This window comes from Vibrio taketomensis (assembly GCF_009938165.1).
GTDB lineage: Bacteria > Pseudomonadota > Gammaproteobacteria > Enterobacterales > Vibrionaceae > Vibrio > Vibrio taketomensis.
In genome coordinates this window covers 907,784-921,485 of record NZ_AP019650.1, presented here as the reverse complement: position 1 = coordinate 921,485, position 13,702 = coordinate 907,784, and the positions used below count along the sequence as shown (strand labels likewise).

Genomic DNA, 13,702 nt, shown 5'->3' with positions numbered 1-13,702 from the left:
TTAAATTTAATGAATTATCGCTGGTTTTTCTGCGTTTTTTAACCTTTATGTCACGCAAAATTTGAGTGTCTAAAAGGCTAAAAAAACTCTGTTGTAGAAGCAGCAAATTTGAGATTGCGAGATTGAAAAAAGTAGTCTTCTGAGCTAATTGTTGTGTGATCTGTTTAGTATTCGGAAGCGACACATGACCTACAGTCAAGAGCACCTAGTTGACGGCGATATTCAGCCAGTCAAAAGCACATATAATTATAAACGCAACGCAGCAAAGGCGATTTTTACCTTAAAAGGCACTCTTGAAAATATCCAAGCAGATAAGAGTCTCGAAGAGAGCGACATTTTGTTTTTAAACGCTTGGATGAGTAATGCAGAGGGGATGAAAAATCATGACCTGTTTGCTGATATTTATGGACAAATACTGATTGTGCTTCAAGCTGGACGCTTGTCCCAGTATGAGAAGGCGATGCTAGAAGTTAAGTTACAACAGCTGACAGAAGATACGGGGTTTGCTGATAGTCAATTTGAAACCAATGTGAATCATATTCTTGGCTTTTTAAGCGGTATTTCTGCTGACGATAAGCTTTGCGATGAAGAATTGGCTCAACTGGCAACGTTACTTAACCAAAATCCGGCAATGACAGCCGTTTGGCCTGTCTCTGCGCTGCTCTATCGATTACGCAATATCGCGGACAACAGCGAATGGGACATTAATGAGCAGGATGATTTTCTGAAGCTGATTAAGTCTATCTCAGGGCAGTCACTTGATGATAATCGATTATTGCATGGCGTCTCAGCCGACTTCTCTACGAGCCAAGAGACCGATATTAGCGTTGAAGGCAAGTCAATCTGTTTTGCTGGTCAGTTCTTAAGTGGCTCAAGTGCCGCACAACAGGAAAAAGCATTGCGTTTAGGGGCGGAGATCCAGTCTCGAGTCACGAAATGCTTGGATATTCTCGTGCTTGGCTCAGTAGCCAATAAAGATTGGCGTAGCAGTAATTACGGCCGCAAAATTGAGTCAGCCCTTAAAGTTCGCGCGAAAGGCGGCAATGTTCAAATAATCAATGAAGAGCAATGGAATATTATTTGCTCATAATGCAAAAAAGCTAAGCAATCATCGCTTAGCTTTTTTAATTCTGCTTTGGCACTCGTTATTGCGCGGCGTAAAACGCTGCAATATCGCGTAAGTCTTGATCGTTGAGGCGACTAAGTTGTGCCGCCATCATCTGGCCCATTGATGTTGTACGCTTACCTTCTTGATAATCACGCATTGATTGGTACAGATATTGGGCGTGTTGGCCTTTTAAGTTTGGATAAGCAGGATTACTTGCTTGTCCTGTTGCGCCATGGCAAAAGCCACAGCTTGGAGTTTTCGCTTTACCTAATTCCGCATTCCCAAATGATTCGGCATGGCTAGCCATTGGACTAAGTAGAAAAAGAGTAAGAACCAATAATTTACGCATAAGGTTTGTATCGAATAGATGTGAATTGCTTGCAATATTAAAGCTTCCCCTAAGGGGAAGCTCAATAGAGAGTATGTTCAACTGACTGATATGTAGCCAAATTAAAGCTATTATGCTTTAACGTATTGGCGAATGGCGGACAGAAGTGTTTCAATATCCTGCGCACTAACATCTTTGTGAGTCACAAAACGCATTGGGTTGGCAGCTGATGCCGTAATGCCTTGCTCAGCGAGTGTCGCCACTAATGCTTGAACATCAATGGTTTCATCGATTTTGGCAAACACGATGTTGGTTTGAACAAATTCCACATTGACCGAAAAGCCAGGAATGATATTCAAGCCTTCAGCAAGACGTTTGGCATTAATATGGTCTTGTTTAAGCTGTGCAATTTGCTCCGTTAAAGCAAGCTTACCTGCCGCGGCTAAAATACCCGCTTGGCGCATGCCGCCACCCACCATTTTTCGTAAGCGACGAGCTTTGGCAATGTACTCTTTGCTACCAAGAAGTAGCGAGCCAACTGGCGCACCTAAACCTTTAGATAGGCACACGGTCATTGAATCAAAGTATTGAGCAATTTCTTTGACATCAATATCAAGTGCAACAGCAGCATTATACACACGAGCACCATCTAGATGCATGGCAAGACCATGTTGGTTTACAAACTCACGAGCTTCAGCAAGGTAGCTCATCGGAAGTACTTTACCGTTAATGGTGTTCTCAAGGCTTAGAAGTCGAGTGCGAGCAAAGTGGTTGTCATCAGGTTTAACCGCAGCCGCAAGTTTATCGAGTGGTAAAGTACCATCGGGATTATTTTCAATTGGTTGTGGTTGAATAGAACCAAGAACAGCAGCGCCGCCGGCTTCGTATTTATAGTTGTGCGCTTGTTGGCCGCACAAATACTCATCACCACGACCGCAATGCGACATCAAACCGAGTAGGTTGGCTTGAGTGCCTGAAGAGGTGAACAACGCAGCTTCAAAACCATGTCTCTCTGCTGCCCATTGCTCGAGTTCGTTGATGGTTGGGTCATCACCATAAACATCATCACCAACAAGAGCTTCAGCCATCGCTTTACGCATGGCAGGGGTCGGTTTTGTGACCGTATCAGAACGAAAATCCATTGTTATTCCTAATTAAATTGCTTTGGGGTTAGAGGTAGCCACAGAGTTTTGCTTTGCTGAGGCAGGCGATGCTTTTCGCATCGGTAATGCTACCATCAATGATCATTTTCTCAATGTCGTGGAGTGGTAAGTGCAAAACCTCAATCACTTCGTCATCGTCGCATTGGTAGCGAGCGGTTTTATTTAATTGTTTAGCCACAAACAGGTATTGGATCTCGTCACAGAACCCAGCAAGTGGGGTGACCTGACCGAGAGGATAGATTTCTTCGGCACTAAACCCTGTTTCTTCTTCAAGTTCGCGTGCAGCGCATTGTGCAATGGGTTCATCTTGCTCAAGCGTACCAGCAGGCAATTCCAACAACCACTTCTTGAGTGATGGGCGGTATTGTTTGATTACGACAATGTTGCCATTTTGGTCGATGGGCAAAATGACTGCGGCACCGGGATGAGCAATTGTGGTGTGAGTGATGTTTTGTCCATTAGGAAGCTCAACGCGTTCTTCAATTAGAGAAATGCGTTTCCATGTGTGGATCACGGTTTTATCTGTCACTGGAATCTAAGCGCCATCAGTAAGTTAAAAATATTGTGTATAACAGGAATATACATTACCTCCATATGGTTTGGATTGAAAGTCAGTCAATATAAGCGCTCACGAGCGATTGTGAATTGATCGTGATGGATGTCGTAAACTGAAAACAAAGATTTCATATCGTTACAACAAAACAGTATCTGCTATAAAGATTTGCTCTCCGAAATAAATTCACATATAACATATGTGTAACAAATGATTAACTTTGTCTAGGCCGAATTGTTTTCACAAGGAGCAATCTTTTGCCGGTACTTTCTCACATGAGCTACGCAAACAAAGCGCTGTTATCAGAACGAATCAATAAATTAGCTAAGGCCCTATCTGATGGTGTCTATGAACGTGAAGACACCATTAAAATGTGTCTGCTTGCAGCACTTGCTGGTGAAAGTGTTTTCTTGCTCGGTCCTCCTGGTATAGCTAAGAGTCTGATCGCAAAGCGACTTATTCAAGCTTTTGACCATTCGTCTTATTTTGAATATCTAATGACTCGCTTCTCAACTCCGGAAGAAGTCTTTGGTCCGCTGAGTATTCAAGAGCTCAAAGACAATGGACGTTATGTAAGGTTGACTGAAGGCTACTTACCTACGGCTCAAGTTGTCTTTCTGGATGAAATTTGGAAAGCAGGCCCCGCCATTCTTAATACGCTACTAACAGTAGTAAACGAGAAAACGTTTAAAAACGGCAACGAAATAGAAAAAGTGCCAATGCGTCTTTTGGTTTCCGCATCGAATGAGTTACCTGATGAAGATAGCGGTCTTGAAGCTCTTTACGATCGCATGTTGGTGCGTATCTTTGTCAATCGCATTCAAGATAAACAGAATTTTAAGTCGATGCTGACAGTCGGAACGCCGCAAGAGGCGGTCATTCCTCCGGAGCTTGTGATTACCGATCAAGAATACCATCAATGGCAACAAGAGCTTGATCAGCTTGCTCTGACCGATGAAGTATTTGAAAAACTCTATCAATTGAAATCACTACTTGAACAAAAAGCGTTAAATTCAGGCGTGCAGTTTGCCGAATCTGATATGTATGTCTCTGACCGTCGTTGGAAGAAGTCCGTCAAATTGCTTAAAGCCAGTGCGTACTTTAATGGACGAGACAGCATTAACCCACTCGACTTAATGTTGCTTCAAGATTGCTTGTGGAACAGCGCCGAATCGCGAGAGCTCGTGTGGCAAGTGATGAAAGAGTTTGCTTTAAATTATGCCTTTGACCAACAGGCTGTCGCCTTGCAAATGAGCCATTGCCAAGAAGAGCTAACAGAGGTTCAAGAGGAGCTGGAAAATCAGTTCGCAATGCAACTTTCGAGTGAAACCACGACAGGTCTAATTAAGAAAAGTGTCCATCATTATGACCTCAGTTCAGCAAAGAGCTATCAAGTTGGTAATGCCCGAGATTTGGTTAAACTCGTGCTATTGCAAAGCAACATGTCGGTATCTGAGGGAGAAAAAGGGGACAGCCGTTGGATTTATGTACCCAAATCCGACCTAGAGCGAGTCGTGAAAGATGCGGGTGGGGAAGTTTACGGTTACGTTAATCAAAATAGCAAAATGTGTCGCCTACGCTTTGAAATTGATGCTGCAAATAACCTTGTCATTAAAGATATTGCCAATCGAGCGGTATTGGTGAGCTTGGTTACGCATCAAGGTTTGGATTCAGAGATCCATAACACATGGCTAAACAAGGCAGAAACCGCGCTGCGCAAACTCGAAGAAGCGGAACATAATCTACGCCTCGCTAAATCCCACTTCCATGGTGCACTGCCGCATAGCTTTATTAACCCAGAATTACCTCGCGTTATGGAGTCTGGTTTACAAACGCTGCAAAAACAGTTGGAAACCAACAAAGCAGAGAGTGAACGCCTTGTGTTCCGCTTCAAAAACCTTGATCAGTTCTTTGCTTAGGAGGTAATGATGTTAGGTGCTGATAGCCTCAATTTAGCTTTGATGATTGCAGATTCAGGTATTGTAGATAGCGCCGTGAATGATTTGATGGCTCGTAGCCAAGTGATGGCGATGGCTGAAAATCGTGGCATGAAATCATCGGTGAAAAATCACCTTTTAAAATGGCGGGGAAATGTAAAAAAGCGCATTACTCGAGTGTGTGAAACCGAACGTTTTCAGCAGGAACTGGCATTATATCAAGAAGTGATACATTGGGATGAAGCGACCTTTTTTGTGCGTATTCCAGATGTGGTCAAGAAACTGGAATGGCATAGCGCTTTTTATATTGAAGCGAGAAAGTTGCTAGAGCAAAACAAAGGCTTAAGTAATCCCATGTTTGCACATTATTTTTGCGACCAATGGTATCAGAGCCTTTCCGATGCGATTAAACAAGCTCAAGTAAGTGAGCTCAAAGCGAACAAAGAGAAAGTGCTTCAAGACCTTTATCAGCGTATGGAAACCATGAAAAACATGGAGCAAGTGACGCAGGAAGGGGACGAAAACAGTGTTGGTCGCTTATGGGATATGGCGGCCGCCAAACTGACAAAAACCGATTTGTCTGTTATGAAGCGCCATGCTGAGTTTTTGAAAAAGAATAAAACCTTACAGGAAATCGCTGAACAACTAGGGCGAATGGCAAACGAAGTGAACGACCCAGAGCTCAATCAAACGCCAAATGAAGAGTTACGTGTTGTGGATGAGCTTTCAGATGAAGCTACAGATGACATTATCGGCATCAAGCAGGGTGACGATCTCAATAAGTTGTTGCCTAACGAGACGATGTTTTTGGCTTACCCCGAGTTGGAAGTGGTGTTCTACAAACACTTTGCTGATAAGCGTTTGTTGAATTATCGAACACAGGGCAAATCACGCAGTTTACGTAAAGTTCGAGCTCATACTCCAGATAATGCAAAAGCGGAAATCGAGAAAGGTCCATTTGTTGTTTGTATTGATGCTTCTGGTTCGATGAATGGTTTCCCTGAGCAATGTGCGAAAGCCATGGCGTACGCATTAATGCAGATTGCGTTAGCAGAAAACCGAGATTGCTATGTGATGTTATTTTCGACTCAGGTCATTACATATCAGTTAACCAGACAAGATGGTCTTCGCGAGGCGAGTGATTTTCTAAGCTACAGTTTTCATGGGGGAACAGACCTTCAACCTGTATTGACAAAAACCATAGAGTTAATGCTTGGTGACCGATACAGAAATGCCGATATGGTGGTGATCTCAGACTTTATCGCCCCTGCGCCAATGGAAGAGCTTCAACAGCAAGTCGCCGCGTTAAAGCAGCGTCATAATCGTTTTCATGCGATATCGCTGTCAAAATATGGTAATCCCGATTTGATTGGGATGCTTGATCATTTTTGGGCTTACCACCCAAACATCGTTGGGCGGTTAATGCGTAAATGGTAACTCTTAGTTGATCTGTCGTTGCTTGTTGATTGAAATTATAATTTGCGGTAGCAACGACATTAAGATCATTCCCGCCATGAGTGAATATTGCCATAAACTATAGCTCTCACCCACGAGCAAAACGCCGAGCAAGATGCCTGCGATGGGGTTAGCAATCCCACCAAAAGTAAAATCGACCACGCTCATGCGTTGTAATAGCCAGACGTACATACCATAACCCAGTGCGGTGTTAAGCACGGCAATCCAGAGTAGTCCGCTAATATTACGTAGGTTCAGTTGGTTGATTGCCGTGATGTATTGTTGTGGTTCAAACGCGGCATGAACCATCGCAATGATGGCTAACAAAGCACCGCCAATAATCAACTGCCAAGTTAATACCTGCCACCAATGCATAGACACGCCTAAACGCTTGGTTGCATCACTGCCGAGAATAATGCAAAAAATGGCAGAAAATAGTGCGAGCAATCCGATTGGATTCAGTTCGATCTGGCTTGGGTTAAACAGTAGGCATGCCAGTGCAATCAGAATTAAACCGCAAATTAATTGTGTCATTTGGGGTTTATGACGGTAGACCACGATTTGGAATAACATAGCAAAAACAGGGACCGACATCATACCAATTCCTGAAATCGCAGAGGGAAGGGTTAATGCTACAACGAAGATTAAAGCAAAAAAGGCACTGATGTTAACACTGCCAAGCAGCAGTAACTGGCGCCACTGTTTGCCTTGTGGCCATGTTGGTTTTAATAGCAACAAGAGTAACCCAGCAGGTAAGGCACGCAATGCTCCCAGCATCAGTGGAGGCCAATCTGGAACGGAAAACTGTGTGACTGCGTAAGTCGTGCCCCAAAAGAAGGCAGGTATCATTGCTAAAAGAATGGCCATAAAAAACATCAAACCAGAACAGAAACCGCAAATTTACTCCCTTCGTTCTATGAATGCAAAAAAGCAGTTGAAGAGGATTTTTCGAAAGAACAATCTCCACGAGCGCAAATGCCACCGGTTGTTGGGCAGAGAAATTTTAACCAATTAGATCAATAGATCATCCATCTGCGTTAATTATCAGCAAACGAATCGAAATTTTAGAAATTTGTTTGACTCCCACCCCAGAATCCGTAAAGTGTGCAGCGAACGCAGCGGTGGGTAACTTAAGCGTTTCAATAAGGCGCCTTGGCAGAGTGGCTATGCAGCGGATTGCAAATCCGTGGACCTCGGTTCGACTCCGGGAGGCGCCTCCATACTCTTCTTTGTAGAGTATAAGATTTTAGCAGAATGAGTGACCAAACTGATTCTGTAGATGGTGTTTTACTTACTTCAGTAAAGGCATCACAAATTTAGATTTGTGTGCCCTGGTGGTGAAATTGGTAGACACAAGGGATTTAAAATCCCTCGACGTTCGCGTCGTGCCGGTTCAAGTCCGGCCCGGGGCACCATCTAACCAAATAAAGATGTGGATTGATAATCCTCTGTTCGCTGGCCGGCCGAAATGTCGGAGCATCAAGTTCAGCCAGAGACACCATCTAACTCCAATTCCTTTCAGGATATAAAAAGGCGCCTTGGCAGAGTGGCTATGCAGCGGATTGCAAATCCGTGGACCTCGGTTCGACTCCGGGAGGCGCCTCCATTCATTTCTCTAAAATAATCCCTCACTGACTCAATCAAAAAGAATTGTCGTTAATTTGATATATTGTTCTGTCTAAATTTTCATCAAACAAATTTAAACGTTTGCTCGAATTGTTTACCTTTCGCCTGTTTGCAGGGTATCATTGCGCCCCTTTTTTTAAGAGCGTTGTGTTTTTGTTTAAGACGATCCGTATTGTTTGTGTTTTTATACTTCTGTTTGTAGTTTGTATCTTCTCTTTCGAATATCTAAAGACACCTAAAATTCAGCCAGCAACACACAGCAGTGGTTTGGGTAAGAGTCAGCAGCTACCAAAGTACATGTGGCATGAATTGTTAGAGCAGTCGCATGTCGAACCCGAAAGAACACTGTGTGAAATGCAAAAGATTCTATCCTCTAGCGCACAACCATCAGCTAGAGATTGGGTCTATCAATATCTGATCCTCAACAATATCGCTAATCATAGCGACGATCCTTGGATTGACACCTCTTTAAGCAAAATTCCGCCTAAAATCTATCAGTTGGATTGGATTCCGACACTGCTTTCTGCAGAGAATGCGCTTCACACTTGGTACTCTGGTGATAAAAGAGTGGCCCTAATGGCAATGGAAGCTGCGGTCGCTGAAATCGAAAAACAAGAGTTTTGGTTCCTGTTACCCCGCTTGCTCAATTGGGCTGGCAATATGGCTCTGTCTGAAAATGACATCCTTCATGCCCAAAAATATCTACTGAAAGCTGAATATTTGTCAAAGCTACGCAGTGACGAATTTTCTCTGAGTCTAAGCAATTACAATCTATACAAGATGTATTACAAACTCGGACAATGGGAAGAGGCGCTTAACCATATTCAAGCGGCTAGACGTTTAAAGGAAGAACTTCCATCAATTAACAACGATATCCTGCAAATTTATTGGTATAACGAAGCGGTTACCTATAATCACTTACATCAATATGACAAAGCTAAATTGGCGTACTTAAAAGCAAGCGAGTATTTTCAAAACGGAAAAAAATCCGATCGATATTATGTGCTTGATCTGAGAACTCAAATTGCTATTTCTTTGATGGAGGATGATTATGAGCGCACTAATGCTTTGGTACAAAAGTGCATATCCACAGCAACGTTGTTTGATTTGCCCTACAGTTTAGGGCGTTGCTATCACAAACAAGCCAAGCTGGAGTTGACCAACAAACGTTATCAACAGGCATTGAGTGCGGTTGATGCCAGTTTGAAAAGCTATGAAAAATTTGACAGCGCAAGCGCCATCCTAAGCGCGATGAAGCTCAAAGCACGTATTTATGAATCTCAGGGAAATTTTGAGTCAGCATACGATCTCGCAAAGCAGATCTACGCGACGGAGAAAGAGCAATTGTTGCTCAAGGTTCGAGATTTAACTCATGCCCAGGAAACGTTTGATCTAGCGAGACAAGTTGATGAGCTCAGCCTTGAAGTCATCCTGAACAGCAATAAACTCGATCGAACCAATCAATATCTTGATTACGCCAAATGGTTGGGTTTTTTATCTATCGTTATGATTTTCATGATGTACGCGCGTACTTACATGATTAAACGCGAAAATGCTCGATTAGTCGTGCGCTCGAGTGTTGATCAGCTAACAGGTTTACACAATCGTCACTACTACTATCAGCAACTAGTAAAAGGCGAAGCGATTTCACTTGATCAACACTATCACTTGGCACTGCTTGATATTGACCATTTCAAAGGGATTAATGATAGTTACGGCCACCTTGTCGGTGATGAAGTACTGAAACAGCTTGCTGAACGCATCCAGCCTTGGTTATTACCCCAAGAATTATTTGTGCGTTGGGGTGGGGAAGAGTTTTTGTTGTTAATTAAAGCTGATTCTCAATCAATCGAGCGTTTAGAAAGAGTGCTAAAAACGTTAGCTATCATGCCCTTTAATACCTCTGCTGGTGGACTTATTGTTACCAGCTCAATAGGTGTGAGTGGTAAAGTCACTCCTGCGCAATTACTTGCAGATGAAAGCCATTTTTTAGAAGCAGATGAACGGTTATACAGCGCGAAGTTGCAAGGCCGAAATCGAATCGTCACCGACTAATATCAAAACGCCCCAACATGTGAAGGGGCGTTTTCGATGGAGGGATCAATTACAGTAAGGTGATCTTATGAGCTTCACACTCGGCGATCATTGCGTCCGGCCAAATGGAAGATTGCACTTCACCAATATGCGCTTTTTGTAAGAAGAACATGCAGATGCGTGATTGACCGATACCGCCACCAATCGTGTATGGTAAAGACTTATCTAAAACCATGCTATGGAAAGGTAAAGATGCGCGGTCTTCACAACCTGCAATAGCAAGTTGCTCTTTTAGGCTATCTTCACTGACACGAATACCCATCGAAGAGAGCTCTAGCGCGCTATCCAATACTGGGTTCCAGAACAGTAGGTCACCGTTTAGGTTCCAATCATCATAGTCTGGAGCACGGCCATCATGGCGTTCACCATGAGAAAGGGTATGGCCGATGTTTTGAATAAATACCGCCCCAAATTCTTTACAAATCGCGTTTTCACGCTCTTTAGCGGTGAGCGTAGGGTATTTATCTAACAGCTCTTGTGAAGTAATAAAAGTAACTTTCGCTGGCAGGCGTTTTTTCAGAACCGGGTACTCTTGGTAGATGAAGTTTTCCGTTTTTAAAAACGCGTTGTAGATTTTTTCTACCGTAGTTTTTAAATACGCGTCAGTGCGCATTGATTTATCGAGAACTTTTTCCCAGTCCCATTGGTCGACATAAATAGAGTGAATGTTATCTAACTCTTCATCGCGACGAATCGCGTTCATATCGGTATATAGGCCTTCATCTTCAAGAAAACCGTAGCGGCCAAGCGCCATACGTTTCCATTTTGCTAATGAGTGAACAACTTCTACATTCGCGCCATTATCATCAAGCAAATCGAAGCTAACTGGGCGTTCTGTTCCGTTTAGGTTGTCGTTAAGTCCCGTTTCAGGTTTAACAAACAGCGGTGCGGACACACGAGTGAGGTAAAGCTCATATGCCAATGCAGTTTCGAAATAATCTTTGAGTTTTTTGATTGCGACTTCAGTATCACGAAGGTCAAGAAGTGGTTCGTAACTTTGAGGAATTTGCAGTTTCATGAACATCCCTTGTTCTTAAAGTGTCTATTTTTTAATACCTTACGACAGTGCTGTGTTAGCGTCTAGATATTTATGTATCAATGTTTAGAAAATTTGCTTTGCCGCGAGCAGCATAGGGTAATTTGCTGATCGTTAGCCAACAAGAGAGCATGAATGTTGGCTAACGTGCGCCCGAGCGTTCTATTGAACCACTTCTTTTATTTGGAATTGTTCCATCAAACGCTGCAATGCTTCAATGTTGTCAACCAACTGGCGAGTACGTTCAATGGAAGTGTTTGAGGTAAGGGAAGTTTCCTCAGCCAATTCTTTGATGTTCACGATATTACGGTTGATCTCTTGTGTGACTGACGCCTGTTCTTCAACGGCAGCGGCGATTTGGTGGCTACTGTCATTGACACTATCAAGCTGATTAGAAATATGACGTAGCATTCCACCCGTTTCATCTGCGCGCGCTTTACAACGCTCCGAGAGCTCGAGTCCTTTTTCCATCGCGTTTACCGCGCTGCCTGAGGTGTCTTGAAGCTGGCGAATCATCGCGTGAATTTCATTCGCAGAATCGCCAGTTTTTGACGCTAAATTCCGTACTTCATCCGCCACCACTGCAAAACCTCGACCCGCTTCACCAGCGCGCGCGGCTTCGATCGCTGCATTGAGCGCTAACAGGTTAGTTTGTTCTGAAATGGCTGTGATTACATCCAAAATGCCATCAATTTTTTGCGTATCTTGTGCCAGTTGGTTAATTACGCTTTGAGCATGGTTAAGCTCTGTCACTAACATATCCACTTCTTGGATCGTCGATTCAATCGATGCTAAGCCATTAGATGAATGCTCGTTGGCTTCTTCCGCCATGGTTGAGGCTGCAGAAGCTGCGTTAGCGACTTCGGTAATAGAGTGGGTGAGTTCTTCAACTGCAGTTGCGACTTGCTCGGTTTCGGCGCATTGCTGCGCTAGGCTTTGACCAATGGTTTGAATAGTACCAAATTCATCTTCCGCACTGATTAAAATATGGCCCGACGTTTCTGTCGCTCGTCCGGTAATTGCGCGCAGTTCAGCTTTTCGCATGATAAGCGCTAATTCCACTTGAGAATAACTGTCAAATTTATCGGCATAGACAGTTTCCATGAGTGGGTTGTCATAGGCTTCTTTCGCAATTGTTTTGAGGTTGCTAAAGCGTTTGTATTGATAGCAACTCACTCCAAACAAAAGTCCACAAAGACCAAGGGCGACAAATGAAATCCATTGCGGTGTCATGATGGATTGGATCAGTAAAGCGGTAAAGAGTAGGCCAACCAACAAGAGTGCGCTCAAATGAAAGTCAAAGCGTTTGGTATTCACTTTTTTACCTTCACGCAGTTTTTCATACGCTGCTGCCGCGCGATTAATCTGACCGTTACTCGGCTTGGAGCGCACTGATTGGTATTCAACAATATTGCCTTCACTGTCTTTGATTGGTGTGACAAAAGCAGAGACCCAATAGTGTTTATCATCGGTACATTGGTTTTTGACCAAACCCATCCAACTTTGTCCAGATTGCAGATAGCTCCACATTTGGGCAAAGGCTGCTTTAGGCATGTCTTTGTGACGGACAATATTGTGTGGTTTGCCCAGTAGTTCTTGCTCACTGTATCCTGCAATGTCGCAAAATTCTCGGTTGGCATAGGTAACGTAGCTTGAAGGATCAGTCGTAGAGATGAGATTACTTGCTGGGCTGAAATCTTTGTTTAGATGAGCATCTTTTTGGTTATTGTTGGCGCTGTTTTTAGTCATATTACATCCATATATTGTTATCAAATAGGTGATAACTGGTATCCAACCCATTTGTCGCGAAGCGCGCGACTTAATTTTGCAACGTTAGTCTTGCATCAGACATCATAGAAAGTTGAAATTTATATAACATGACTTAAATCAAAATGCTGATTTAATGGGCAATTCTTTTGATAAAAAGTTATTTTATCAATCAGATGTGACCAATGTGGCAATTCATTTATCATGCTCACAAGAAGGTTCGATTTTGTTGGTGTAATAATTCAGCGTTTGAGCCTAAAAACCAAACGTAATGAGCGTAAAATAGCCATACGATTGATATTTAAGAAAATAGTGTTGACGGAAAAGAATAATCCGGTAAAGTACGCCTCGTTCTCACGGCAAAGCTCGTTAGAACAGATGGTGTTTCCATCGCTTGATTGCGTTGCCCTGGTGGTGAAATTGGTAGACACAAGGGATTTAAAATCCCTCGACGTTCGCGTCGTGCCGGTTCAAGTCCGGCCCGGGGCACCATCTAACTGAAATTCCTTTCAGAATACAAAAAGGCGCCTTGGCAGAGTGGCTATGCAGCGGATTGCAAATCCGTGGACCTCGGTTCGACTCCGGGAGGCGCCTCCATTCGATTGCTTCAAAATTCCTTATAAAACATAAATTTA

10 protein-coding genes and 5 tRNA genes are annotated in these 13,702 nt (G+C 43.3%); 9 read left to right on the top strand and 6 right to left on the bottom strand.

Annotation, left to right across the window (positions count from 1 at the left end):
* The first annotated feature begins 184 nt into the window (after positions 1-184).
* Positions 185-1,090: a BRCT domain-containing protein gene (locus Vt282_RS17940; RefSeq protein WP_162064276.1), complete on the top strand. Its 906-nt coding sequence runs from the start codon at positions 185-187 to the stop codon at positions 1,088-1,090.
* Positions 1,091-1,145: 55 nt separating this feature from the next.
* Here the strand turns inward: Vt282_RS17940 and Vt282_RS17935 are convergent, their stop codons facing one another.
* From Vt282_RS17935 to Vt282_RS17925, 3 genes are all read right to left on the bottom strand, one after another.
* A complete protein-coding gene (locus Vt282_RS17935) occupies positions 1,146-1,457 on the bottom strand; it encodes a c-type cytochrome (RefSeq protein ID WP_162048288.1) in 312 nt (103 codons plus the stop codon).
* Between the two features lie 110 nt (positions 1,458-1,567).
* Entirely contained in the window at positions 1,568-2,578 is a 1,011-nt protein-coding gene (gene ltaE / locus Vt282_RS17930; protein WP_162064275.1) for a low-specificity L-threonine aldolase, read from the bottom strand.
* Positions 2,579-2,606: 28 nt separating this feature from the next.
* Positions 2,607-3,134: an NUDIX hydrolase gene (locus tag Vt282_RS17925; RefSeq protein WP_162048658.1), complete on the bottom strand. Its 528-nt coding sequence runs from the start codon at positions 3,132-3,134 to the stop codon at positions 2,607-2,609.
* A gap of 293 nt (positions 3,135-3,427) precedes the next feature.
* Between Vt282_RS17925 and Vt282_RS17920 the strand changes: the two genes are divergently transcribed.
* The gene (locus Vt282_RS17920) at positions 3,428-5,071 is read left to right on the top strand and encodes an ATPase RavA domain-containing protein (RefSeq protein ID WP_162064563.1); all 1,644 of its coding nucleotides are present in this window, start codon (positions 3,428-3,430) and stop codon (positions 5,069-5,071) included.
* A 9-nt stretch (positions 5,072-5,080) separates the two neighbouring features.
* Positions 5,081-6,526 carry an ATPase RavA stimulator ViaA gene (viaA, locus tag Vt282_RS17915; protein WP_162064562.1) on the top strand — a complete coding sequence of 482 codons (1,446 nt, stop codon included), beginning with the start codon at positions 5,081-5,083 and terminating at the stop codon, positions 6,524-6,526.
* A 3-nt stretch (positions 6,527-6,529) separates the two neighbouring features.
* Here viaA and Vt282_RS17910 read toward each other — a convergent pair whose 3' ends face one another.
* Complete coding sequence (locus tag Vt282_RS17910) at positions 6,530-7,411, bottom strand: DMT family transporter (protein WP_162064274.1); 882 nt, start codon at positions 7,409-7,411, stop codon at positions 6,530-6,532.
* A gap of 279 nt (positions 7,412-7,690) precedes the next feature.
* On the opposite strand from Vt282_RS17910, the gene Vt282_RS17905 reads away from it, so the two are divergent.
* From Vt282_RS17905 to Vt282_RS17890, 4 genes are all read left to right on the top strand, one after another.
* Positions 7,691-7,764, top strand: a tRNA-Cys gene (locus tag Vt282_RS17905).
* A 108-nt stretch (positions 7,765-7,872) separates the two neighbouring features.
* Positions 7,873-7,959, top strand: a tRNA-Leu gene (locus Vt282_RS17900).
* A 117-nt stretch (positions 7,960-8,076) separates the two neighbouring features.
* Positions 8,077-8,150: transfer RNA gene (locus Vt282_RS17895), tRNA-Cys, on the top strand.
* 374 nt (positions 8,151-8,524) lie between these two features.
* Complete coding sequence (locus Vt282_RS17890) at positions 8,525-10,225, top strand: GGDEF domain-containing protein (protein WP_162064273.1); 1,701 nt, start codon at positions 8,525-8,527, stop codon at positions 10,223-10,225.
* 49 nt (positions 10,226-10,274) lie between these two features.
* Here Vt282_RS17890 and asnA read toward each other — a convergent pair whose 3' ends face one another.
* A complete protein-coding gene (asnA, locus tag Vt282_RS17885) occupies positions 10,275-11,282 on the bottom strand; it encodes an aspartate--ammonia ligase (protein ID WP_162064272.1) in 1,008 nt (335 codons plus the stop codon).
* Positions 11,283-11,462: 180 nt separating this feature from the next.
* The gene (locus Vt282_RS17880; protein ID WP_162064271.1) at positions 11,463-13,049 is read right to left on the bottom strand and encodes a methyl-accepting chemotaxis protein; all 1,587 of its coding nucleotides are present in this window, start codon (positions 13,047-13,049) and stop codon (positions 11,463-11,465) included.
* Between the two features lie 423 nt (positions 13,050-13,472).
* Between Vt282_RS17880 and Vt282_RS17875 the strand changes: the two genes are divergently transcribed.
* Positions 13,473-13,559: transfer RNA gene (locus Vt282_RS17875), tRNA-Leu, on the top strand.
* 31 nt (positions 13,560-13,590) lie between these two features.
* Positions 13,591-13,664 (top strand) — tRNA-Cys (locus Vt282_RS17870).
* Positions 13,665-13,702 lie beyond the last annotated feature (38 nt).

Excerpts from the sequence above, each read along its gene's own strand:
- Vt282_RS17940 (WP_162064276.1), top strand. The coding sequence starts at position 185 with ATGACCTACAGTCAAGAGCACCTAGTTGACGGCGATATTCAGCCAGTC.
- Vt282_RS17935 (WP_162048288.1), bottom strand. The coding sequence starts at position 1,457 with ATGCGTAAATTATTGGTTCTTACTCTTTTTCTACTTAGTCCAATGGCT.
- ltaE (WP_162064275.1), bottom strand. The coding sequence starts at position 2,578 with ATGGATTTTCGTTCTGATACGGTCACAAAACCGACCCCTGCCATGCGT.
- Vt282_RS17920 (WP_162064563.1), top strand. The coding sequence starts at position 3,428 with ATGAGCTACGCAAACAAAGCGCTGTTATCAGAACGAATCAATAAATTA.
- viaA (WP_162064562.1), top strand. The coding sequence starts at position 5,081 with ATGTTAGGTGCTGATAGCCTCAATTTAGCTTTGATGATTGCAGATTCA.
- Vt282_RS17910 (WP_162064274.1), bottom strand. The coding sequence starts at position 7,411 with ATGGCCATTCTTTTAGCAATGATACCTGCCTTCTTTTGGGGCACGACT.
- Vt282_RS17890 (WP_162064273.1), top strand. The coding sequence starts at position 8,525 with ATGCAAAAGATTCTATCCTCTAGCGCACAACCATCAGCTAGAGATTGG.
- asnA (WP_162064272.1), bottom strand. The coding sequence starts at position 11,282 with ATGAAACTGCAAATTCCTCAAAGTTACGAACCACTTCTTGACCTTCGT.
- Vt282_RS17880 (WP_162064271.1), bottom strand. The coding sequence starts at position 13,049 with ATGACTAAAAACAGCGCCAACAATAACCAAAAAGATGCTCATCTAAAC.